The following is a 24,167-nucleotide window of genomic DNA, read 5'->3' on the forward strand; positions in this document are numbered from 1 at the left end:
ACTTTTTTCGGCGACGTGCCGGCTGGCAGCGCCTCAGCCCTGCCCGGCCGCCTGCACCGTCACCCAGTAACGGCTGCGCCGGCTCACCCGCACCGGCAGCACGCTGGGCAGCATCGCCAGGATGCGGTCGGTGTCGTCCAGCGGGAACACGCCGGAGACGCGCAGGCCTCCCACCTGCGGGTCGCAGCGCAACAGCCCGGAGCGATAACGGCCCAGCTCGGCGATGAAGGTATCCAGACGCCACTCGTCGGCGATCAGCTGCCCGCGCACCCAGGCCGCGGCCTGCGTATCGACCGGCGCGATGGCGCCGAGCGCGTCGGCAGTAAACCGGCACTGCTCGCCCGCATGCACGCGCCCGACGGCCGGCGCGACCGCGCGTGGCCGCACCTCCACCGCGCTTTCCAGCACGCTCAGCTGGGTGTCGTCCTCGCCCTGGCGCACGCAAAAGCGCGTCCCCAATGCATGGATATCGCCCTGCGCAGTGCGCACCAGCAACGGCCGCGCATCGTGGCCCACGCCCAGCGCGTGCGCGGTGGTCACCATGATCTCGCCGGCCAGCAGCCGCAGCAGCCGCTGCTGCGCGTCGAACCGCACATCGATGGCGCTGCGCGTATTGAGGGTGATGCGGCTGCCATCCTGCAACTGCACCTCGCGGCGCTGGCCGGTCGCGGTGGCGTAATCGGCGGTGGCGCGCTGCCAGCGTTCGGTGCGCGAGGCCAGCACGCCGGTGGCCCCGGCCACCCCGCCCCACAGCAGCAGATTCAGCGCCTTGCGCCGGCCCGGCGATGCCTGGCCGTTGCTGCCCGCATACGGCGACAGGCTGCGATAGGCCGCCTGCGGGGTCAGCGTCTTCAGCCGCCCGGTCACCGCCTCGATATGCGCCCACGCCCGCGCATGGTCCGGATGCGCATCGCGCCACTGTTGCCAGCGCTGCAGCTGCGCCTGGCTCGCGGTGCCGGACATCAGCACCGTCAGCCACTGCGCGGCCTGGTCGGCGACCTCGACGCTGATCGGTTGCCCGCCGGCCAGCGGCGCTCGCTGGCCGGCAGCGGTGCGCGCACGGCGCGAGGCGGCATCAGCCATACGCGCAGCTCACGCCGACAGGGCGAACAGGCAATGCCGGTTGGCACGCGTGAGATATTGCTTGACCGAGCTGCTGGACACGCCCAGCCGCTGCGCGATCTGCGCGTAGCTCAGCTCCTGCAGGTGCGCCAACAAAAAGGCTTCCTTCACCTTGGGCGGCAGGCCATCCAGCGCCTGGTCCACCTGCTGCACCGCTTCCAGCGCCAGCAGTTGCAGTTCCGGCGACGGCGCCAGTTCTTCCGGCAGCGCAGCCAGCAGCTCCAGGTAGCTGGTCTCCAGCAACTTGCGCCGCTGCCGGTGCGCCATCAACCGGCGCGCGATGGTGGCCAGGAACGGGCGCGGCTCGCGGATCTCGTCGGCCGCACCCGCGCTGATCACGCTGATGAAGGTGTCCTGCGCCAGGTCGGCAGCCACGAACGCATCGCCCAGCTTGCGCCGCAGCCAGCCCTGCAGCCAGCCATGGTGGTCGGTGTACAGGCGCTCCACCTGTTGATGAAGCGCGCCTTGCGTGACCGACACGATGACCTCCTGAACGGCTGGACCCGGGCGGCAAGGCGCCTGGCGATAAATGAGAATTGATCTCATTCTAGCGGAAGCCGGCGGCGTGTGCAGGCAAAGCGGCTGGCCACTCCCATCACGCCGGTCGAGGACTTGCGGGCCGTTGCCGCCCACGGCGACCTGGCAGTGGCCTGGCCAACCCTTCAACATCTGCGCGTTTCGCGCGGTGAGCGGAGGCGAAGTGGCTTGACTGGCCAACCTTCAGGCAATAAAAAAGCCCGCTTGCAGCGAACTGCCAGCGGGCTTTGCTCCCTCCCCCACGTCGGGATGCAGGAGCATAGTGCGCGCCCCGAACGCCACTTGCACGCTGCACTGCAAAACAACACCAGGCAGTACAGAACTGGCGCTTTTTCCTTCACGTCGCGTTGGCGCGCGGCGACTTCAGCGCAGCAGATCGGGCTGGGCCTGATACCACTGCGGTGCGTGCAGCAGATGCCATTCCGGGGTCTGGCCACGCAACCCCACCGCCGCGCTCAGCATGCCCCAGCGCGCGAGCAGACTGCCGCTGCGTTGGCTGCCCTGCAAGCGCAAGCGCGCATCCACCTGGAAGCGCTCGTTGCGCGCCTGCAGCCGATCGACGATGACGGTGTCGCCCTGCCAATGCACGCGCCCGGTCACCTGCGCCTGGCCTGCATCCACCAGCCGCAGCATCCAGTTCGGGATCGAACGGTCGCGCGCGTACAGCGACATCAAGAAAGCCAGATCGCGCACCTGGATGCGCACGCGTCCATCCACACCGACCGGCTGGCGCCATTGCATGCGGGTGTCTTCCAGCACGATGCGCGCCCACCATCCATCGCGGCGTTGCCCATCCGGCCCGGTGAATCCGATATTGCGCAGCTGGATGGTGCTGGCATCGAGGCGAAAGTTTTCCGCATGCAGATCGCCGCGCTGCAAACGCAGATCCGCATCCACATCGCCGCGCAGTGCCAGGCCGGCAAACTGCAGCCGCGCCGCACGTGCGCCGATGCGCAGGCCGCCCTTGCCGATGCGGCCGCCGGGTTCGATCTGCAGATCGCCGCTCAATACACCGTTGCCGCCGTCGAAGCGCAATTGCTGCTGCGGCAGATAGCGGTTGTAGGCACGCAGATCCGGCACGCGCGCATTGGCGAACAGCAGATGCGCGCGCGTGGCGTCGCGTAACGCGGCCAAGTTGCGCGCGTCGGCGCGCGTCTGCAGGTCCAGACGCAGGTCGCGGCCCTGCACGAACGGGCGCGTGGGCGCATCGCTGTGCGCAATGGAGAACTGCTGCATCTGCAAGGCAAGTGCCGGCAGCAGCTGCCCGTGCGCATCGGCGCTCACCCGCAGGTCGGCGCTGGCCTGCCCATCGATCGCATGGCCCATCACGCCGACATGCGCACGCACGTGCGGCACCTGCAGGCGACTGCCGGCACCGAGCTGGCCGCGATCGATGCGCAGGTCCGCATCCACCAGCCCGTCGCCTTCCAGCGTCAGCCAGTCCACGTCCGGAAACAGCGCCGGAATCCAGCTCAGCGAGGACAGTTGCCAGTGCAGGCGCGCATGCCCGGAGGTGCGCGGCAGCAGGCTGCGCATCGATTGCAGCGGCAATTGCCGGCCTTGCACGCGCAGATCCGCATCCAATGTCAGCCCGGCATCGGCCGGCTCGGGCATGCTCACCTGCAGGCGCATGTCCTGATCCACCTGCAGTTGCGCTGCAAGCTCGCCCAACAGGGCGGCCGGCGTGCGCGTGCTGTCGTGCAGGGGTGCGCGCCATTGCAGTTGGCTGCCGGGCTGCAAGGCGCCGCGCGTCCAGCGCAACTGCCCATCCGCACGCCCTTTGCCGGCGCGTGTGGCGAGCGTATGGCGCCCCTGCGCATTACGTACGACATCCAGTGCCGCGGTGTCGCCATGCACGCTCACCTGCGCATCGGCCAGCTGCAGCACCGCCAGCCCACGTGCCTGATCCGGTGCATGCCGCGCGATGCTGGCTTCGATGCGCAGCTGGCCGTTGCGCAGCACTTCGCTGTCACCCCAGCGCATGCGTGCGTTGTCGAAGCTCGCCCGCGAGGGAAACACTTCCATCGGCCCGCCGCGCAACTGCTTGAACAGGCCGAGCTGCAGCTGACCATCGCCTTCGATCCGCAGCTGACGCAGCGTCACTGCCTGGACCTGATCGGCGACGATGCGATTGAACTGCAGGGTCCAGGCCGGAGCGGTCGATGGACGACCCGCAGGTGCGCCGGCGATGTTGGCGACCCCGGCGGAGTGCGGCACGCGGGCGGCCGCGCCGGTCGTCGGTGCGGGCGGCTGCGTGCTCGCCACGACGTCCGTGGTGCGTGTGGGTGGTTTGTCCTGCGCGGTCGTTGGCGGCGGCGTACCGGCTGCGCTAGTCAGCGGAGCGGCAGCCACCTGCGTGCTCGGCGCTGTCGCCGGTGCTGGCGTCGCCGCGGTATCGGCTGTGGGCACGGCCGCCTGCATGCCGCCACGCACCCCGTGCGCATGCAGCTCCGGCACCAGCAACTGCCGATGCAGCAACGGCAACAGCCGCACCTGCCCGCTCATGCGCTGCGCGCTGACGTTCCAGCGGGTGCGTGCCGAGCGGCCTTGCAACTCCACCTTCCACAGCGTCAGCCGGCCCGGCCACCAGGTCACTGCCGGGCCCCAGTGCATGGTGAACCTGTCCGGCTTGCGATTGAGCGCGGCCGGCCCGAGTGGCGTGTTGAGCAACAGGTTGCCGAGCAGCAGATAGCTTGCGTACACCACCAGCAACGCCAGCAACGGCCAACGCACCGGGCGCGGCAAGGTGTGCCAGCGGGCGCGAACAGGCATCGTCATGACGGCAGGCTCCTGAAGACCGCGCACGCGGCGTGGCGCAGTGTGCCAAGGAAACCGTGAGCGCGGTGCGCAGCGGCGATTGCGGCTGGGCACCGGCAGGCTGCCCGGTGTGCATTGGATGTCCTACACGCCCGGCAGTACGCGCACTGCCTTTTCGAAGACGGCAAAGCTGGCCGCAATACGCAAGCCTCAGACAACGAGCCGCTTACTTCGCCTTCGACACCGCCGGCAACAGCCCCGGCTGCCCGTCGTACCACTCGCGCGCGCCGGCAAGATGCCACTGGCGCTGTTTGCCATCGAGCTCGATCCCGGCGCCCAGCACGCCCCAGCGCAGATACAGATCGCCGCGCCGCTGTTCGTCGTTCAAGGCCAGCCGTGCACGCAGCGACAGCCGCGCATTCTCCGCATGCAGGTCGTCGATCAGCAGCTGCTGCTTGCGCCAACGCACCCTGCCGGCGGCGTCGAACTCGCCCGAATCCAGCAGGCCCAACACCCAGCGCGGATAGTCGGCACGTTGCGCAAACACCGACAGCAGCGGCGCGACATCGCGCATGCGGATCGCTGCATCGGCATCCAGCTGGAACGGTGCGCTGGCCTGGATGGTGCCGGCACCGACCTGCATCTGCCCCCACCAGTCGGCATTGGTGCTGTCGTCGCCCACACGCATATTGCGCAGGCGCACGCGCGTGCCGCTGAGATCGAAGAACTTGTTCTTGAAATCGGCACGCTGCAGCTGCGCCTGCAATTCGGCATCGCCGCGCATCTGCACACCGGCCAGCGCCAGATGCGCGCCCTGCCCGCGCAGGTTGGCATGGCCACTGCCCACATCGCCGGCGGCATTGATCGCCACATCGCCGGTCAGGCTGCCGCTGCCGCCGAGCAGGCGCACGTTCTTGCCCGGCAGGTAACGGTTGTAGACGGTGAGATCGGGTACCCGGGCATCGCTGAAACGCAGCTGCGCCTTGAGCGTGTCGCGCAGGCGCGCCAGCTCGGCGTCGCCATGCATGGCCAGCTGCAGATCGCGGCCGTCCAGCAGGAACTGCCTGGGCGCATCGCGCGGCGTGGCCTTGAAGGTGGGGATGCTCACCTCCAGGTGCGCCTGCGGCGTGGCGGCATCGTCGATGCGTCCATGCGCCTTGGCAATACCGGCAAGCCGCGTATCGAACACCTGCGCCACCGCCTCCACGCGCGGAATCTCCAGGCTGCTGCCGCTGGCGAGGCGGCCCTGCGCCAGCCGCAGATCGGCCTCGACCAGGCCGCCGCCTGCGAGCTGAAACCACGGCTTGCGCACAAACAGCTCGGCAATCCAGTTCAGCGATTCGAACTGCCAGCGCCCACGTACCTGCCCGGACAGGCGCGGCAGCACCTGCGCAGGATCCTGGAAGGGAATGCTGCGTCCGGCGATGCGCAGATCGGCCTGCAGCTCGCTGCCCGTCTTCTCGTCGCGCGGCAGGCGTGCCTGCACACGGATGTCGCGCGCCACGTCCAGTTGCAGCGCCAGCATGCCGCGGTCGGTCGCGCCGACGCCGGCCATCAACGGCAGGCGCCAGACCGCATGACTGCCCTCCTGCAGGGTGCCGCGATCCAGCGTGATATCGGCCTCCACCCGCGCCACCGACGGCCCGCTGCGGATGTCCACGTGCGGCGCGCCGGTGTCGATCTTCAACGCGACGGTATTGGCCTTCAGCTGCAGGCGCGCGTGGGTGAGGCCGAGCTTGCGCAGGCCCGGCGCCTGGTCGCGGTAGTGGCGCGGAAACTGGAATTGCGCATCCAGCTGCGCGCCATTGAACACCTGCACCCCGTCGTAGCTGACCACCGCATCGCGAAAGCCCGCTTCGGAGGGAAACAGCTCCGACGGCCCGCCCTTGAGCTGCTTGAGGAAGCCGACGCTGCCGTGGCCCTGCCCGGCGATCAGCAACTTGCCCAGGCGCGCACTGCGGATGCTGTTGCTGGTGATCGCATCGAAGCGCAGCGTCCAGCCCCGATCGCCGCGTGGCGGTGGCGGGATGGGGGTGTCGGAGGTTTCCACTTCCGCGCTCAGCCCGGTGGCGTGCAACCACGGCAAGCGCACCTCGCGCCGCAGCAGCGGCAGCAACGCCACGCGCGCATTGGCGCGATCGGCGTGAAACACGTAGACCGTGCGGTTGGCCTGCCCGCGCATGCGCACGTTCCAGGCCATCACCTGCCCCGGAAACACAGTCAGTGCCGGGCCGGTCTGCATGGTGAATTTATGCGGCTGCCGGTTGGTGACGGCATCGAACAACGGCGTATTGAGGAACAGGTTGCCGGCCAGCAGGTACAGCGCATACAGCGCCACCAGCACGACCACTGCGATACGCCACGGCCGGGGCCAGCGCTGGAAGCGATCGCGAACAGAGGGCATGGGCGCAGGCAGAAGTCGAGTCTGCCGCCACTATCGCGGTTGCGCTGGCGGCGAAGCGTGAACGTGGCCGGTGCGCAGGGGTGCTACTGGCCTGGCCTGGCACGCAACAGGTCGCTTCGCACGCGTTTGACGTCGTCTGCACAGTCGTATTGCACCAAGGTCGCAGCGCGGCCGGCGCATGCAGCGGCGATAATGGCAGTCCCCTGTCTCGCTGTGCCGCCCATGTCCGACGAACGCATCCTGTACGCGCCGCTGCGCGAGCGCCTGGTTTCTGCCGAGGCCGCTGCTGCACTGATCCAGCCCGGCGAGACCGTGGCGATGAGCGGCTTCACCGGCTCCGGCTACCCCAAGGCGGTGCCGATGGCGCTGGCGCAGCGCATCGAAGCGGCACATCTGCAAGGCCAACCGTTCCAGATCAAGCTGATGACCGGCGCGTCCACCGCACCGGAACTGGACGGTGCGCTGGCCAAGGCCGACGGCATCGCCATGCGCATGCCGTTCCAGTCCGACCCGGACGCGCGCCAGCGCATCAACGCCGGCACGCTGGACTATATCGACATCCATCTCAGCCACGTCGCCCAGCACGTATGGTTCGGCTTCTACGGGCAGATCGACACTGCCGTGGTGGAAGTCTCGGCGATCCGCGCCGACGGCAGCCTGGTGCCGTCCACCTCGATCGGCAACAACAAGACCTGGCTGGACCTGGCCAGCAAGGTGATCATCGAGGTCAACGATTGGCAACCGGCCGGCCTGGATGGCATGCACGACGTCTATTACGGCACCGCGCTGCCGCCGCAGCGCAAGCCGATCCCGTTGATCCACGGCGACGACCGCATCGGCGAGCCCAGCCTGCGCTGCGATCCGGACAAGATCGTGGCAGTGGTGCGCACGCATGGCCCGGACCGCAACAGCCCCTTCGCCGCCGCCGACGACAGCAGCGAACGCATCGCCGCGCATCTGATCGAGTTCCTGCGCCATGAAGTGGGCAAGGGCCGGCTGCCGGCCAGTCTGCTGCCGCTGCAGTCGGGCGTGGGCAATATTCCCAATGCGGTGCTGGCGGGGCTTGCACGCAGCGGTTTCCGCGACCTGGAAGCGTTCACCGAAGTGATCCAGGACGGCATGCTCGCGCTGCTGCGCGATGGCGTGCTGCGCTACGCCTCGTGCACGGGTTTTGCACTCAGCCCGGAGGGCAACGAGGAATTCAAGCGCAATATCGATTTCTACCGGCAGCGCATCATCATGCGCACGCAGGAGATCTCCAATCATCCGGAGCTGGTACGCCGGCTCGGCTGCATCGGCATGAACGGCATGATCGAGGCCGACCTGTACGGCAACGTCAATTCCACCCACGTAATGGGCAGCCGCATCATGAACGGCATCGGCGGCTCCGGCGACTTTGCGCGCAACGGCTTCCTGTCGATCTTCCTGAGCCCCAGCATCGCCAAGGCCGGCAGCATCTCGTCGATCGTGCCGATGGTCAGCCACGTGGACCATACCGAACACGACGTCTCGGTGATCGTCACCGAACAAGGCCTGGCCGATCTGCGCGGCCTCACGCCCAAGCAGCGCGCACGCCAGCTGCTCGATCACTGCGTACACCCGCGTTACCGCGATGCGCTGGAAGACTATGTGGCGCGCGCCAATCGCGACAGCTACGGCAAGCACACTCCGCATCTGCTGACCGAGGCGTTGTCGTGGCATCAGCGCTGGTTGGAGACGGGGGATATGTTGGGGTGAGCGGGGATTGGGGAATCGGGAATCGGGAATCGGGAATCGGGAATCGAGAGTTGTAGCCCAGCGTGGCGTGTTGCTAGAGGGATCGGAGCACGGCCGTCATGCCGGTGTTTAACGCTTCGCGAACTTCATTGCTGGCGCCGACATGCCGCGACATCGCGATGTCATGCATGTGGCCGATAACGTTCCTGCCCGCTCGCATTCGGCGGCAGGACGGCTCTCTCCCCCTCCTGCCGCTGAGCGCGACGGGTCATCACTGGGTGGTGTCCAATCCGTCGGGCCGGCTCCCTGCGCCGGCCCGGCGTTCTTGTTCTGGAGCGGCCATCAACACCACCGTGTTCGTTGCCAGGCTGCTCGACAGGCCTGTTTGGCCGCTGGTCGCCGCAAGCGAGCGCTGTTGCGGATGTGCTGCGTTCTGGATGCTTTGCAGTTTGAAGATGCCGAGCATCGAATGGAATGTGCGTAGCGTTGAATACGCTGCGCATTGAGGCACTGCAGCTCCGGATGGAATGCGCCTTGAATCTGTTGCCATTGCACGATTGCGAATTCGCCGCGCCGTTATGAGCATGCGGTCTTGGATGGCTGCCTTCCGCCGTACCCTCACCCCAACCCCCGCTCCGCGCCCCGGGGCCCGCGCTTGCGGCGCGGGCGCACCACGGCACGCGCGCCAGTGACGCGCAAACGGTGCCTTGGCGCCCCGAAGGAAGCGGGGCTCCATCCCTTCTCCCTGCGGGAGAAGGTGGCGCGCAGCGCCGGATGAGGGTACGCGCGAAGCCTCGCCTTCTCACCCCAGCGCCTCAGCGATCACGCAGCTTCGGCAAGCCGCCTGGCACGACGTGCGCGCACGGCCGTCGCCAGGCGCTCCAGCACCTGCACCGAGGCGTCCCAATCCAGGCAGCCGTCGGTGATGCTCTGGCCGTAGGTCAGTGCGCAGCCCGGCACCAGTTCCTGGCGTCCGCCAACCAGGTGGCTCTCCACCATGACGCCGACGATGCGGGTCTCGCCACCTTCCAGCTGCGTGGCGATGTCGTCGATGACCTTTGGCTGGTTCTCGGGATTCTTGCCGCTGTTGGCGTGGCTGGCGTCGATCATCAGGCGCGCCGGCAAGCCGGACGTGTTGAGCACCTGGCTGGCCGCTTCCACACTGACCGCATCGAAGTTGGGCTGCTTGCCGCCGCGCAGGATCACGTGGCAATCCGGGTTGCCTGCCGTCGCGGCCACCGCGGTGTGGCCGTCCTTGGTCACGGCCAGGAAATGATGCGGGTGCGAGGCCGCACCTACCGCGTCCACCGCAATCTTGACGTCGCCGCCGGTGCCGTTCTTGAAGCCCACCGGGCACGACAAGCCCGATGCCATTTCGCGATGCACCTGGCTTTCGGTGGTCCGCGCGCCGATCGCGCCCCAGGCCACCAGGTCGGCGATGTACTGCGGCGAGATGATGTCGAGGAATTCCACACCGGCCGGCAGGCCGAGGTTGTTGATGTCGCGCAGCAGACCGCGCGCCACCCGCAGGCCCTTGTTGATCTGGAAGCTGCCATCCAGATCCGGATCGTTGATCAGGCCCTTCCAGCCGATGGTGGTACGCGGCTTTTCGAAGTACACCCGCATCACGATCTCCAGCGCGTCGCCAAACTGCTCGCGCAGCGGGCGCAGGCGGTGCGCGTAGTCCATCGCCGCGACCGGATCGTGGATCGAGCAGGGCCCGATCACCACTGCCAGGCGGTCGTCGCGTCCATGCAGGATCTCGTGCAGGGCGGCACGCGACTTGGTCACGGTCTCGGAGGCGCGCTCGTCGCAGGGCAGCAGCGACAGCAGCTGCGAGGGCGGGGCAAGGGCTTCGATCTTGCGGATACGCAGGTCATCGGTCACAGGCGGCATAACTAGTGTCTCGGTGGGCGGTGTTGCATCAGGGAGCCAGGCGCGGCGGCAACAAAAAAGCCGCCAGTGTGCGCTGGCGGCTTTTCGGGAATGCTGCTGAAGGTTTCTTCAGGGTGAGCGCAATCCGTCCTCCGCCAGCGGCATCGGAAAACCGTAGTACCAAAAGTAAAACTGGCTGCGGGGTGCGTTCATTGAGTGCATTGATACCACGCGCGTTTGGCCGTTGCCACTGTTTCATCGGCAACGGAACGCTGCAACGGTGCCCCACGGGGGTGCCTGCAAGCTGCGTGTGCCGCGCCGACCGCCGCGTCGCACGACAAGATGGCGGCATCGCCACGCGCGCGCTGGCAAGCCTGGGGCCAACGGCGTCACGACGTGCCTGAGCACGTGGCAGCGACACTGCAGCGCACGCCACGGCGCCATGCCGTGACGTGCGATGCGGCCGCCACGTTCACTCAGAAGGTGAACACATATTCCGCCGCCACTTCGCGGCCGATCGGGTTGAACAAGGTGGTGTTGTAGAAACCGTAGCCGTAGAAGCGCTCCTTGTTCTCGTAGCCCACTTCGTTGAACACGTTGTTGACGTAGAAGTTGACCTTGGCGTGGTCGGTGATCTTGTAGCCGGTGCTGAGGTTCCAGTAGATCGCCGGGCCGACGCGGCCGAAGTAGCGCTTGCTGCTCTCGCCCAGGTGCACGTTGGCGGTGTCGGTGACCACGCATGCGTCCGAGGCGCTGGGTTGGTAGCCGTCGTCGAAGCGCTCGCAGGTGCCCCAGTTGACCGCGCGCATGGAGCCGAGCCGGCGGAAGTACACCGTCCAGTCCCAGGCGCCGCCGTTGTCCCAATGCACGCTGCCACGCACACGGCTGCGCACGCGTTCGTCGCGGCGGTTTTCGTCGCTGTCGGTGCGGTAGATCTGCTCGCGATAGGCCAGCAGGTTGTTGTAGTCCAGCGACAACTGGAAGTTGCCCCAGCCCGCGGTGGCAAGCCGGTATTTCAGCGAGGCGTCGATGCCGGAGGTTTCCATCTGCGCCAGGTTGATCGGGCCGCGCTCGATGCTGGCGATGGTGCCATCGGCGTTGCGCAGCACGCGCGAGGTGATGGTGTCGCAGTAGCCGGCGCCGCCGGGATTGTTCCAGGCGCCGCCGCTGATGGTGGTGCCGGTGCGGCAGCCTGCTTCGGCCGAGAGGATCTCGTCGCGGTCCAGATCCTTGATCATTTCCTCCAGCTCGATGCGGTAGTAGTCCACGCTCAGCGACAGGCCCTGCACGATGTCCCACACCACCCCGCCGGTGAACGAGCGGCCGGTTTCCGAGCGCAGATCCGGCGTGCCGCGACGGTTCACATCCACGGTGTAGTAGATGTTGCTGTTCTCGTCGTTGCAGCCGCCGGTGAGATACGCGCCGGTGGCGATGCAGCGGTATTGATCGATCACGGTCTGGTTGGTGGAGCTGGGTTCGCCGAGCACGTAATGCATGTCCGGCGCGCGGAAGCTGGTGGCCAGCGTGCTGCGCAACAACAGGCTGTCGACCGGGCGCCATTCCAGACCCGCGCTCCAGGTGGTGTCGCTTTGGGTGCCGACATCGGTCGGAATCGCCGCCGAAGAGCGATAACTGCCGTAGCGATCGTAGCGGCCGGCGACATTGGCGCTCAACGTCGACAACAATGGGATCTGCAATTCCAGCCCGGCCGAACTGCGCATGCGCTCGCCGCCGCCACTGTCCACCACATCGACCGGATAGCACTCGTTGGCGCAGGGGTCGGGCGAGAGCTGGTAGCCCTGCTTGGCGACTTCGGCCATGGTGGCGAAGCGGATCGGCCCGGCCCAGCCCTGCACCAGATCGCCGCTCAGGCTGAAGCTGGCCTGGTTCACCCACGAATACGCCGAGTTATGCGATTTGGCGACCAGCTCGTCGTACTCGCTCGAGGACAGCGGTGCATACAGGCGCGCCTGGTTGATCGCATAGATCGGCGTGCCGTCGGCGGCGGAGCCGGTGGGGCTGCCGAGGAAATAATCGGTGGCGCGGGCGGTGTCCACGGTGCGTACGTATTCGTCCACCGTGTAGCGCGAGCGGCCCACGCTCAACTCCCAGTCGAAGCGGTCGGCCCACGCACCGCGCAAGCCGGCGCTCAGGTCCCAGGACTGCTCCTTGTTGTAGTTGGCCAGGCGGTCCCAACCGCCGGCCTCGCGCCGGGTGAGCTGCCGGATCGCATACAGCGAGCGGCCGGTGTCTGCGTCCTGGAACGGGCCCAGGTACACGTACGGCGGGTCATAGGTCCAACGGCCGATGCTGCGGTTGGCCGACAGCGTGGCCCAGGCTTCGGTGTGCTCGCCGAACTTCCAGGTGCCGTAGAGATAGGCCGAGTAGTCCTCGCTGCCGGTGACCAGCCCCCAGTCGCCGTAGTCGCGGGCCACGCCGCAATAGTCGCCGGCATTGGTGAGCGCACCGGTGTTCTGGTTGTAGCTCAGCCGCTGCCCGTCGATGAACTCGCCGCCGAAGCGCGCACAGGTGCCGGCAGGCGGTGCGAGACGTTCGTTGGTGTTGGCATCGACCAGGCTCAGGCCGGTGAACGGATTGAAGCCGTACAGGCGGTTCTGGCCGGTCCAGTTGGAGTAGGACATGTCGTCGGAGTCGTCCATCTCGGGGCGATCGCGCCCGCTCAACGGATCGCGCCGGGTGGCCTGCAGCGCGTAGGTCAGGCTCCAGTTTTCGCCGGTGCGCCCGCCCGCCCAGGACACGTCGAAACTGTCGCGGCCACCTTCGGTGGCAGTGCCGCCGCGCAGCCGCACCTGATCGCCCTGGTAATCGCGCTTGAGGATCACGTTGACCACGCCGGCCACCGCGTCCGAGCCGTAGATCGCCGAAGCGCCGCCGGTCAGGATGTCGATGCGCTCCACCGCCGCGGACGGGATGTTGCTGTAGTTGGAAAAGTTGCTCTCGCCGCCGTAGGGCAGCGGGTAATCGGCCACGCGGTGCCCGTTGACCAGCAACAGGGTGCGGCCCGGCCCCAGGTCGCGCAGGTTGATCGGCGAGGCGTTGGGCGTATGCGAGCCCCATTGCGTATCGGCCTCCACCGATCCCTGCTGGTTCATGCTGTTGAGCACGTCGTAGACGGTGGCAAAGCCTTCTTGCTGAATTTGCTGCGCGGAGATGGTGACCACCGGCTGCGCGCCTTCGACCTGCGCGCGCTTGATGCGCGAACCGGTGACGCTGACCGCATCCAGGGTGGAGGTGGCACGCGGTTGATCCGGCTCGGCCTGCTGGGCAGCAGCCGACGGTGCGACCGCTGCGGTCAGGGCAAGGGATAAGGAAATCGACAAGGCAAGGCGATGACTGCGGCAGTTCATAAGATCCCCGGGAGAGGCCGGCGCGGCCGGCATGGCGTTTCACTGCAACGACGCCTGCGAGCGATGCACCGCATCGCTACCCCCTGTCCGATGGCCCCCCGACCGTTCGGCGCAAGCGCCTGCGCAACGACGCTAGGGCTGCGATGACATCGGTGTCAACACATTGTCATGCAAGTGTGATGGGGCTCGCATTTTGGTGAATGGCGCAGGGTTCCACACGGTTGGGGCCGCGAACCGATTGCGCGGGCCGGTGGTCGCATCGGCGCCGCGTAGGAGCGCATCTGGGCGCGACTGGGGCGTTCCCGGTGAAGCCTCTTCGCGCCCTGGGGCGCTCCTACGAGGTCGCGGGGCCATGCACACGCGGGTTCGACATGGTTGGGGCCGCGGCATCGGCGCCGCGTAGGAGCGCACCTGGGCGCGACTAGGGCATTCCCGGTGAAGCCTCTTCGCGCCCTGGGGCGCTCCTACGAGGTCATGGGATCTGCGTGGTCACGCACGACCAATCGACGAGCGGATGTTGCGCCATCCATCTTGCCGCCCATAAAAAAACCCCGCCTTTCGGCGGGGTCCTTTGTGCTGCGACAGCCGAGTGGCCTGGATCAGAAATCCATGCCGCCCATGCCGCCCATGCCACCGCCGGCCGGCATCGCCGGCTCGTCCTTCTTCGGTGCATCGGCCACCATGGCTTCGGTGGTGATCATCAGGCCGGCGATCGAGGCGGCGTTCTGCAGCGCCGAGCGGGTGACCTTGGTCGGATCCAGGATGCCGAACTCGACCATGTCGCCGAACTCGCCGTTGGCGGCGTTGTAACCGTAGTTGCCGGTGCCTTCCTTGACCTTGTTCAGGATCACGGACGGCTCTTCGCCGGCATTGGCCACGATCTCGCGCAGCGGGGCTTCCATCGCGCGCAGGGCGATCTGGATGCCGTGGGTCTGGTCTTCGTTGGCACCGGTCAGGTTACCGACGGCCACCAGCGCACGCACCAGGGCCACACCGCCGCCCGGGACCACGCCTTCTTCGACGGCTGCACGGGTAGCGTGCAGGGCGTCTTCGACGCGGGCCTTCTTTTCCTTCATTTCGATTTCGGTCGACGCGCCGACCTTGATCACTGCAACGCCACCGGCCAGCTTGGCCACGCGCTCCTGCAGCTTCTCGCGGTCGTAATCGGACGAGGTGTCTTCGATCTGGGTCTTGATCTGGCCAACGCGGGCTTCAATCGTGGCCGAATCGCCGGCGCCGTCGATGATGGTGGTGTTCTCCTTGGAGACCTGCACCTTCTTGGCGCGGCCGAGGTCCTTGATCGTGGCCTTCTCCAGCGCCAGACCCACTTCCTCGGAGATCACGGTGCCGCCGGTCAGCACGGCCATGTCTTCCAGCATCGCCTTGCGACGGTCGCCGAAGCCCGGTGCCTTGACGGCCACGACCTTGACGATGCCACGGATGGTGTTGACCACCAGGGTCGCCAGCGCTTCGCCTTCGACTTCCTCAGCGACGATCAGCAACGGCTTGCCGGCCTTGGCCACGCCTTCCAGCACGGGCAGCAGGTCGCGCACATTGGAGATCTTCTTGTCGTGCAGCAGGATGAACGGGTCGTCCAGGTCGGCCGACTGGCTCTGCTGGTTGTTGATGAAGTACGGGGAGAGGTAGCCGCGATCGAACTGCATGCCCTCGACCACGTCCAGCTCGTTTTCCAGGCCCGAGCCTTCTTCAACGGTGATCACGCCTTCCTTGCCGACCTTCTGCATCGCTTCGGCAATGATGTTGCCGATCGATTCGTCCGAGTTGGCCGAGATGGTGCCGACCTGGGCAATCGCCTTGTCGTCGGTGGTGGGCTTGGAGATGTTCTTCAGCTCGATGACGGCGGCCTTGACGGCCTGGTCGATACCGCGCTTGAGATCCATCGGGTTCATGCCGGCGGCCACGGCCTTGGCGCCTTCGCGGATCAGGGCCTGGGCCAGCACGGTGGCGGTGGTGGTGCCGTCACCAGCGTTGTCGTTGGTCTTGGAAGCGACTTCCTTGACCATCTGCGCGCCCATGTTCTCGAACTTGTCAGCCAGTTCGATTTCCTTGGCGACGGAGACGCCGTCCTTGGTGATGGTCGGCGCGCCGAAGCTCTTCTCGAGCACGACGTTGCGGCCCTTCGGGCCCAGGGTTGCCTTGACGGCATTGGCAAGCACGTTGACGCCACGAACCATACGGGTACGTGCGTCTTCACCGAAACGAATGTCTTTAGCAGCCATTTGTATGTAACTCCGGAAATGGGGAATAGGGAATGGGGAATCGGTAGATCAACAGCGTGAATCGGGGCGGGGTGGGATGGCGAAGGGGGTTAGCCGCTTTGCCCATTCCCGATTCCCAACTCCCGATTCCCGGCGCATAGCGCCTGATCAGCCGATGACCGCCAGGATGTCGTCTTCGCGCAGCACCTTGTACTCGACGCCTTCGGACTTGTAGCTGCTGCCGGCGTACTGACCGTAGATGACCTTGTCGCCGACCTTGACCACCGGCGCGCGCAGGCTGCCGTTGTCCAGGGGCTTGCCGGCGCCGATGGCGACGACTTCACCCTTGGTGGACTTTTCCTTGGCGGAGTCCGGGATCACGATGCCGCCGGCGGAAACTTCGTCGGCTTCGATCGGCTTGACTACAACGCGGTCGTGAAGCGGCTTGATGCTCATAGAGAAAGACCCTCTTAAGTGATTGATTGGTCTGGAAATTATCGGCGATGTTAGCACTCGTATGTGACGACTGCCAGCACAGCGCGCGGAAAAAACCCGACAGAGCGGGTGCGGGCCAGAGATTGTGCTGCGTGGCCAGCTTTCAAGGGCTGGGGGGCAAAAAATTTTCGCCGGGCAGTTCCGTGCGAGGGCCACAGCGTGGCCGACACACCCGACAGGCAGGTCGCCGGCTGGCGACGGACAGCGGATTTGGAACCGGGCTGTGCAATGGCCTGCCACGCCTGGCACCGGTCACCAGGCATTGGGACGCCAGCAGTGGGCACCGAGCAGCCGCTGGAGCAACCGCACTAGGAGCGGCCGACAAAACGTCGCAAGCAGTCGTCAGGTGGGTGTGGACGGCGCGCTCGGAACTGGAATGTACGAGTGGTACATACCGGTCCCGAGCACCGGCCGCGCCCGGCTGGCGGCTGCGCAGGCGTTTTGTCAGGCGCTCTAAAAATGGAACCGGGTTCCACCGGCTGTCATGCGCACGTCCTACAGTCGGCAACGCATTCCCCGATCACAAGGAGCTGTCGATGAGGTTGCCGTCCCGTGCCCGTGTTTTCTCCGTGAGCTGGTCCCCGAGCTGCACGCTTCCCCTGGCTTGTGCGCTCGCGCTGGCCGTCCCCACCGCCCACGCGTCGGTGTTCATCAACGAACTGCATTACGACGACGCGGGCGCCTCCGGCGACAGCGGCGAAGGGGTGGAAGTGGTGGCCACCGCCGGCGAATCGCTGAGCGGTTACCGCATCTATCTGTACAACGGCAGCGCGCCGGGCGCGGCAACGGTCTACGCCAACACGGCGGTGCCGGCCGGCAGCTTGGTCAGCTGCGGCAGCCAGGTGCGCGTGGCCACGGTCGGCTACGCCAGCAACGGCGTACAGAACGGGCCCAACGACGGCGTGGCGCTGGTCGATTCCAACGGGCAGCTGGTGCAGTTCCTCAGTTACGAAGGCGCCATCACCGCCAGCGGCGGCCCCGCTGCCGGCGTGACCAGCCAGAACCTGCCGGTCAGCGAGAGCAACAGCAGCGCGGTCGGCAGCTCGCTGCAACTGACCGGCACCGGCAGCAGCGCGGCCAATTTCAGCTGGGCCGGCTCGTCGGCGCAGACCTTCGGCGCGTGCAACCGCGGCCAGAGCTTCAACGGCAGCGGCGGTGGCGGCGAGACCGGCGCGGCACCGACGATCACCAGCACCACCCCGACCCAGGGCGCGACCGGCTTCCCCGCCGCCGGCGACCTGAGCGTGGGCTTCAGCGAGGCGGTGACGCTGGGCAGCGGCGCCTTCGCGCTCAGCTGCGCAAGCTCCGGCACGGTGGCGCTGAGCTACCCGACCAGCGGCACCCGCTTCAGCCTGTCGACCAACACCGCCCTGGTCGGTGGCGAGCGTTGCACCCTGGCGATCACCGCCAGCGCCATCCGCGATGCCAGCGGGCTGAGCCCGGCGGCCAACCAGTCCATCGCCTTCACCGTGGCCACCGCCAGCGGCGGCGGCACCGGCTACTACGCACGGGTCAACACCGCCGATGCCAGCCAGCTGCGCTGTTCGCTGCATACGGTGATCAAGGGCCACACGGTCTATCCGTACAGCGGCTCGGGCACCAGCACCTGGACCATCCTGGAAATGGCCGACGAGGACCCCAACAACAGCGGCCGGATCCTGGACGCCTACCGCAACCGCAGCTACGCCAAGGGCAGCGACCGTGCCGGCACCGGGAGCGGGCTGACCTACAACCGCGAGCACACCTGGCCCAACTCGCTGGGCTTCGGCAGCGCCAGTGGCGACAAGGGGCTGCCGTATGCGCCCTACACCGACACCCACATGCTGTATCTGACCGACACCGCCTTCAACGCCGACCGCGGCAACAAGCCCTACGCGGCCTGCACCAGCAGCTGCGGCGAGCGGGTCACCGAGGTCAACGACGGCAGTGGCGGCGGCAGCGGGCGCTACCCGGGCAACTCCAACTGGGTGCGCACCCCGGACGGCAACGGCGGCACCTTCGAGGTGTGGGGCAGGCGCAAGGGCGACATGGCGCGCGCGGTGATGTACATGGCGATCCGCTACGAAGGCGGCATTGATGCGGCCACCGGGCAGTCCGAGCCGGACCTGGAACTCACCGACGACCGCAGCAAGATCGTGCAGACCTCGGCCTCGCCGGCCTATATGGGCCTGTTGTCCACGCTGCTGGCCTGGCACCAGGCCGACCCGCCGGACGATGCCGAGCGGGCGCGCAACCAGGTGATCTTCAGCTTCCAGGGCAACCGCAATCCGTTCGTGGATCATCCCGAATGGGCGACCTCGAGCCTGTTCACCTCGGCCAAGCCGGCCAGCTGCCAGCTGGCCGATTGATCCGGCCCCGGCCCGGCGCCCCAGGCGCCGGGCCGGGAGACGGCCTGCAGCGGCAATCCACGTGCCCGACCACGCAGCAGGCGCGCGAGTCGTCGGCCTGCGACATTCAACATCAGCGGGCAGGCGCAGGGCCGGTATCGCCGGCCAGCCGCCAGGCTCAGCGAACTTGACGCCCTGTTCCGGAATCTACGGTCGATCCCCTGCAGACAGGGGATTACACTGCGCGGTCACATGAGCGCCTCTTCTCTCCATCTGTTGTTCAGCACCTGCCCGGATGCCGACAGCGCCGAGCGCATCGCGCGCGCGCTGCTGGACGAGCGCCTGGCCGCCTGCGTCACCCAGTTGCCCTGCGTGCAGTCGCTGTACCGCTGGAACGGGGCGATCGAATGCAGCCAGGAAGTGCAGCTGTTGATCAAGACCTGGGAAGACCGCCTGCCCGACGCCATCGCGCGGCTGCAGGCGCTGCATCCGTATGAACTGCCGGAGGCGATCGCGGTCCAAGCCAGCGCCGGGCTGCCGGCCTATCTCGATTGGGTCCGGGCCGAAACCCGCAAGGAATCCTGACGTCCATGAAGTCTCTGTCCTGCTGGATCGCCCGCTGCGCATTGCTGGCCGTACCGTTGCTCGCCGCGCCGCTGGCGCTGGTGGCGCCCCTGCCCGCGCAGGCCGCGGTCACCGAGGCCGACCTGCTGCCGGTGGATCAGGCCTTCACCCTGAGCGCCGCCGCCGACAGCCGCGACAGCATCGCGCTGCGCTGGAAGATCGCGCCGGGCTACTACCTGTATCGCCACCGCATCAGCGTCAAATCCGGGCAAGGCTTCGCCGCCGGCGAGCTGGCGCTGCCGGAAGGCGAGAGCAAGCACGACGAGTTCTTCGGCCAGGTGCAGACCTACCGCAAGCAACTGCAGGCCACGCTGGCCGGCAAGGCCGATGCCGGGTTGCGGACCGCGGTGCTGCAGGTGCAGTACCAGGGCTGCGCCGACGCCGGCGTGTGCTACCCGCCGCAACGCCGCGAACTGCGCGTGCGCCTGCCCGATGCCGCGGCTCCCGCCGCGACGCCCGCTGCCCAGCGCGAGAACCTGGGCGCACTGGTGCCGCGCGCACCGGCAGGTCCGCGGCTGTTCGGCAGCACCGGTCAGGCCGCCGGCGTGGACGCCCTGCCGCTGCCGGCCGAACAGGCATTTACCTTCGAAGCCATCGTCGGCGACGGCAATAGCCTGCTGCTGCGCTTCACCCCCGCGCCCGGCTACTACATCTACCGCGACCGCACCTCGCTGGCGCTGGAAGGCGCCGGCGGCGTACGACCCGGGCTGCCGCGCTGGCCGCAGGGCAAGGCGCACCGCGATGAACACTTCGGCGATGTGGTGGTGTATTTCGACCAGGCCGAAGTCACCCTGCCGCTGCTGCGCGAGCACGCCGAACCGGTCAAGGCGACCCTGGTGGCGACCTTCCAGGGCTGCCAGGCCGACGGCATCTGCTACCCGCCGATGACCCGTCGCGTTGCGCTGGAGTTGCCCGCCGGCACGGTGTCGCCGCAGAACCAGGCGCAGGCGGCACCGCTGATGATTTCGCCGCTGCCCGCCGGGCAGCTGCCCGCAGAGCCGGAGCCGGAGCCGGCACCGACGCCCGCGGCGACTGCAGTGCCGGCCGCGGATGCCTCGGCCGACAATCCGCAACGCACCCAGCCGCCGCACACCGACAGGGGCTTGCTGGCAATGCTGGTGCTGGCCCTGCTCGGCGGGCTGGTGTTGAATCTGATGCCCTGCGTGCTGCCGATCCTGTCGTTGAAGGTACTGGGCCTGGCCCACAGCGGCGAAAGCCACAGCCACGCGCGTAGCCATGCGATCTGGTACTCGCTGGGCGTGCTGGTGTCGTTTGCGGCGATCGGCGCGCTGGTGATCGGCCTGCGTGCGGCCGGGCAGGCGGCCGGCTGGGGCTTCCAGCTGCAGCAGCCGTGGTTCGTCGCGGCGCTGGCCTATCTGATGTTTGCGGTGGGCCTGAGCCTGTCGGGCGTGTTCACGCTGGGCGGCAACCTGGGCGGCATAGGCCAGTCGCTGGCAGCGCGCAATGGCCCGCTGGGCGATTTCTTCACCGGCGTGCTGGCCTGCGTGGTGGCCAGCCCCTGCATCGCCCCGTTCATGGGCACCGCACTGGCGTACGCATTCACCGCCCCGGCACTGCTGGCGATGCTGGTGTTCCTGGCGCTGGGCCTGGGCCTGGCGCTGCCGTTCCTGCTGATCGGCTTCATTCCCTCGCTGGCGCGGCGCCTGCCCACGCCCGGCGCGTGGATGGAGACGCTCAAGCAGGTGCTGGCGTTCCCGATGTATCTGACTGCGGTCTGGCTGCTGTGGGTGCTGGGCAAGCAGCGCGGCGTGGACGCGCTGGCGCTGATGCTGGTCGGCGCCACCCTGCTGGCGCTGGGCCTGTTCTGCTTCGAGCGCAGCCGCTGGAAGAGCCATCGCATCGGCATGGGCCTGGCTGCGGTAATGCTGGTGCTGGCGATCGTGCCGGTGGTCGGGGTCACCCGCCTGCGCCTGCCGGCCGCCACTGCCGCCGAAGGCGTGGTGGCGTTTTCGCCGCAGCTGCTGGACCGCCTGCGCGCCGACAACCGCGTGGTGTTCGTCAACATGACCGCCGACTGGTGCGTGACCTGCAAGGCCAACGAGAAGAACGTGTTGAGCGGCGCCGACTTCCGCGATGCGCTGCGCCGCGTCGACGCGGTCTACATGAAAGGCGACTGGACCAACGTCGACCCCAGGATCAGCGCTTTCCTCGACCAGCACCAGGCCGTCGGCGTGCCGCTGTACGTGGTGTACGGCCCCGGCGCACCACCGGCGGTGCTGCCGACCGTGCTGACCAACGCGATCACCGAGGATGCGTTGTTGCGCGCGGCGCGGTGAAGTGAAGCGCTGAGCATCGTTTCAACCAATGGATCAGGCGGTATCGGCGGCAGCACTCTGGAAGCGATCGCGGTAGTCGCTGGGTGTGACTCCGAACATCCGCAGAAAGGCGCGCCGCACGGTTTGCTCGTCCGATAGCCCGGTGATGCCGGCAATGCGCTTGATGGGCAGGCTGCCGCCTTCCAGCAAGCGGCGCGCCGCTTCCAGCCGCAGTATCGCCACGGCCTTGGCCGGGGTTACGCCACAGGTGCGTCGATAGGCGCGGGCGAAGGTGCGCGGCGACAGATTCATGCGCTCGGCAAGTTTTTCTACACGCAGATCGTCGTGCAGGTTGGCCGCCATCCACGCGTGCAGCTCGGCGAAATCGCCGCCGGCCAAGGATTGCGCCGACAGCGGCGCACTGAACTGCGACTGGCCGCCGGCGCGCTTGACGAACACCACCAGCTGACGGGCCACATCGATCGCAAGCCGGTGGCCGTGGTCGTCCTCGATCAGCGCAAGCGTCAGGTCGATGCCGGCGGTGACGCCGGCCGACGACCAGACGTTGCCATCACGCACGAAGATCCTGTCGGCGTCCACGCGGACGCCGGGATACAGGCTGGAAAGCCGGCCTGCCCAATCCCAATGGGTCGCTGCACGCCGGCCATCGAGCTGACCGGCGGCGGCAAGCAGAAAGGCGCCGGTACAGATCGAACACAGCCTGCGCACGCTGGCGCCGCGTGCGGCCACCCAGGCGACCAACCCGTCGGACACCTCGTAGACGGCGCCACGGCAGCCGCCTGGAGCCATCAACGTATCAATTGCCATGCCGTCCAGTGAAGCAAGCGCCACGGACATCAGCTGGAGACCGGCGCTGGTGGTCACCAATCCGCCGTTCTCCGACGCAACGGTGATGTCGTAGCGCAGGCTGCCGACGGCCGCAGGCCTGCATTGATTGGCCGTGTGCAGCGCCTGGACCGGGCCGGTCAGGTCGAGAACATTCATGTTCTCGTGGGCAAGCAGCACCACATGACGCGAAGGGACGGAATCGGACATGGGAGCCTTGTGCGGTCAGCGCAGGTAATCGGGATACTCGAACGCCAACGCAACGCCGGTGGCCGTCGCTTGACCATAGCGCTTCAGGATGCCATCGAGCGCACCCTCCAATGCCCGCACAGGCATCGGGTCGGCCGGGACCAAAAGCACCGCTGCGTCGCCTGGCGTCCGCTGTCGATCGGGAACAAGCACGAGCCCATGGCGTGTCACAACGGACGCGCCGGTGTCGGAGACCAGAGAGGTGTGGCCGCGGCCGGTGCTGGCATAGGCGTCCACCGTCAGCGCCAGCGTTGCTTCATCCACTCCAGTGCTGCCGAGTACCTCGATCCGGTCAGGCCCATGCAGCCATCGATTGGTGTACAGCACCTTGGCCAGCGGCCATGCGGCTGCAATGCCTCGGGGGCGGAACGCATCGCTGTTGTGCCGCGATGACCACTCGCGTGCGCCGACCGTAGAAGCCAACTCCTGCGCTTTTTCGCGACCACTGATGGCCTCCACTAGCGCGATCGATGCGGGAATGGCTGCACTGACGCCGGCGGTCGATATCCAGTTCCCGTCCGCGATGTAGCGCCGATTGGGGGTCCAGCGAATGCCGGGGAACGACTTTGCACGGCGTGAAGCGGTCGACCAATGCGCCGTGGCGCGTCGCCCGTCGAACATGTCCATCTGCGCGGCGATGAGGGCACCGTTGCAGATCGTGACGATCGTGGCCCCCTGCCCGGCCTGCTGCGTCAGCCATGCGATGAGCCGCGGCGCCGCTGCCTGGGCGGGGACAACGATGTAATCGGCACCTTGTGGATGGCTGGCATCGAAGCGGGCCACGGTCATGTCCGTGGCGATTCGGAAGCCGGCGCTTCCAAGATCCGTGAAAGTTGAAAGCGGCCCCGTATCCAGGGTCACCGCCAGCACGTCCATGGAGCCGGCACGCGAGAGGAGACCGAAGGGCACCAGGAAATCGCTGACTTCCACGCCCGCGTTGCCACCCACCACCACGACCACCGGGCGGGCACGTCCTGCGCGGGCCCGATAGGGCGGTATCAGTTCCTGCACGGTTACCGAGCCATCCACCCTCGCCTCCATGGGCGATACCGGCTTGGACAGTGGTTTCGCACAGCCGGCCAGAACGACACACATCGCCCAGGCAGCATGACGGGCCAAACGTTGAACAGTGGAGGGTGCCATGTGCATTCGCAGGTGATGAAGAGTGGCGATTCTTCACGTACGCGGGGTGGCCAGCAACGACGTTAAAGCGTCATTTCCTGCCAGGGCGAGTGGTTTGGCCAGGCCCCGGCACGCGTCCTTGCCGGATCGCAGGGACACCGCCGCGATACGTTCGCCCTCGGGCGCGGTGCCGATGCAGACACAGCGACCAGAGGTGCATGCGCATCGTC

The 24,167-nt window shown here is 67.4% G+C and carries 16 protein-coding genes and 1 other RNA gene; 4 read left to right on the plus strand and 13 right to left on the minus strand.

Annotated features, from left to right (window positions below):
• Positions 1-33: 33 nt before the first annotated feature.
• The 4 genes from FHT08_RS11155 to FHT08_RS11170 form a co-directional block, all read right to left on the minus strand.
• A complete protein-coding gene (locus FHT08_RS11155) occupies positions 34-1,083 on the minus strand; it encodes a FecR domain-containing protein (RefSeq protein WP_166775119.1) in 1,050 nt (349 codons plus the stop codon).
• Between the two features lie 9 nt (positions 1,084-1,092).
• Complete coding sequence (locus FHT08_RS11160) at positions 1,093-1,602, minus strand: sigma-70 family RNA polymerase sigma factor (RefSeq protein ID WP_016902856.1); 510 nt, start codon at positions 1,600-1,602, stop codon at positions 1,093-1,095.
• A 420-nt stretch (positions 1,603-2,022) separates the two neighbouring features.
• Positions 2,023-4,437, minus strand: coding sequence for a hypothetical protein (locus tag FHT08_RS11165; RefSeq protein WP_104538681.1), 2,415 nt, complete (start codon positions 4,435-4,437; stop codon positions 2,023-2,025).
• A gap of 205 nt (positions 4,438-4,642) precedes the next feature.
• A complete protein-coding gene (locus FHT08_RS11170; protein ID WP_166775120.1) occupies positions 4,643-6,820 on the minus strand; it encodes a hypothetical protein in 2,178 nt (725 codons plus the stop codon).
• Between the two features lie 222 nt (positions 6,821-7,042).
• On the opposite strand from FHT08_RS11170, the gene FHT08_RS11175 reads away from it, so the two are divergent.
• On the plus strand, positions 7,043-8,557 hold the full coding sequence (locus FHT08_RS11175; RefSeq protein ID WP_104606259.1) for an acetyl-CoA hydrolase/transferase family protein: 1,515 nt from the start codon (positions 7,043-7,045) through the stop codon (positions 8,555-8,557).
• Between the two features lie 250 nt (positions 8,558-8,807).
• Here FHT08_RS11175 and FHT08_RS11180 read toward each other — a convergent pair whose 3' ends face one another.
• The 7 genes from FHT08_RS11180 to FHT08_RS11210 form a co-directional block, all read right to left on the minus strand.
• Positions 8,808-9,002 (minus strand): hypothetical protein, encoded by a 195-nt coding sequence (locus FHT08_RS11180; RefSeq protein WP_166775121.1) that lies wholly within the window; start codon positions 9,000-9,002, stop codon positions 8,808-8,810.
• Positions 9,003-9,358: 356 nt separating this feature from the next.
• Positions 9,359-10,432, minus strand: coding sequence for a 3-deoxy-7-phosphoheptulonate synthase (locus FHT08_RS11185; protein WP_104606260.1), 1,074 nt, complete (start codon positions 10,430-10,432; stop codon positions 9,359-9,361).
• Positions 10,433-10,460: 28 nt separating this feature from the next.
• Complete coding sequence (locus tag FHT08_RS11190; RefSeq protein WP_166775122.1) at positions 10,461-10,670, minus strand: hypothetical protein; 210 nt, start codon at positions 10,668-10,670, stop codon at positions 10,461-10,463.
• A gap of 217 nt (positions 10,671-10,887) precedes the next feature.
• The gene (locus FHT08_RS11195; protein WP_166775123.1) at positions 10,888-13,779 is read right to left on the minus strand and encodes a TonB-dependent receptor; all 2,892 of its coding nucleotides are present in this window, start codon (positions 13,777-13,779) and stop codon (positions 10,888-10,890) included.
• 599 nt (positions 13,780-14,378) lie between these two features.
• Positions 14,379-16,019, minus strand: coding sequence for a chaperonin GroEL (gene groL / locus FHT08_RS11200; protein WP_011035771.1), 1,641 nt, complete (start codon positions 16,017-16,019; stop codon positions 14,379-14,381).
• 147 nt (positions 16,020-16,166) lie between these two features.
• Positions 16,167-16,454 carry a co-chaperone GroES gene (locus FHT08_RS11205; RefSeq protein ID WP_003483210.1) on the minus strand — a complete coding sequence of 96 codons (288 nt, stop codon included), beginning with the start codon at positions 16,452-16,454 and terminating at the stop codon, positions 16,167-16,169.
• A gap of 355 nt (positions 16,455-16,809) precedes the next feature.
• Positions 16,810-16,886, minus strand: a non-coding RNA gene (locus FHT08_RS11210) — sX9 sRNA.
• A gap of 143 nt (positions 16,887-17,029) precedes the next feature.
• Between FHT08_RS11210 and FHT08_RS11215 the strand changes: the two genes are divergently transcribed.
• The 3 genes from FHT08_RS11215 to FHT08_RS11225 all read left to right on the plus strand — a co-directional run bounded on the left by FHT08_RS11215 (position 17,030) and on the right by FHT08_RS11225 (position 21,741).
• Positions 17,030-18,841 (plus strand): endonuclease, encoded by a 1,812-nt coding sequence (locus tag FHT08_RS11215; protein WP_166775124.1) that lies wholly within the window; start codon positions 17,030-17,032, stop codon positions 18,839-18,841.
• 231 nt (positions 18,842-19,072) lie between these two features.
• On the plus strand, positions 19,073-19,405 hold the full coding sequence (gene cutA / locus FHT08_RS11220; protein WP_166775125.1) for a divalent-cation tolerance protein CutA: 333 nt from the start codon (positions 19,073-19,075) through the stop codon (positions 19,403-19,405).
• A gap of 5 nt (positions 19,406-19,410) precedes the next feature.
• On the plus strand, positions 19,411-21,741 hold the full coding sequence (locus FHT08_RS11225; protein ID WP_166775126.1) for a protein-disulfide reductase DsbD: 2,331 nt from the start codon (positions 19,411-19,413) through the stop codon (positions 21,739-21,741).
• Between the two features lie 33 nt (positions 21,742-21,774).
• Here the strand turns inward: FHT08_RS11225 and FHT08_RS11230 are convergent, their stop codons facing one another.
• Entirely contained in the window at positions 21,775-22,776 is a 1,002-nt protein-coding gene (locus tag FHT08_RS11230) for a helix-turn-helix domain-containing protein (RefSeq protein ID WP_166775127.1), read from the minus strand.
• A 15-nt stretch (positions 22,777-22,791) separates the two neighbouring features.
• A complete protein-coding gene (locus tag FHT08_RS11235; RefSeq protein ID WP_166775128.1) occupies positions 22,792-23,958 on the minus strand; it encodes a DJ-1/PfpI family protein in 1,167 nt (388 codons plus the stop codon).
• Positions 23,959-24,167: the final 209 nt, after the last annotated feature.

The sequence above is a fragment of the Xanthomonas sp. CFBP 8151 genome, from assembly GCF_011761885.1.
Taxonomy (GTDB): Bacteria; Pseudomonadota; Gammaproteobacteria; order Xanthomonadales; family Xanthomonadaceae; genus Xanthomonas; species Xanthomonas arboricola_B.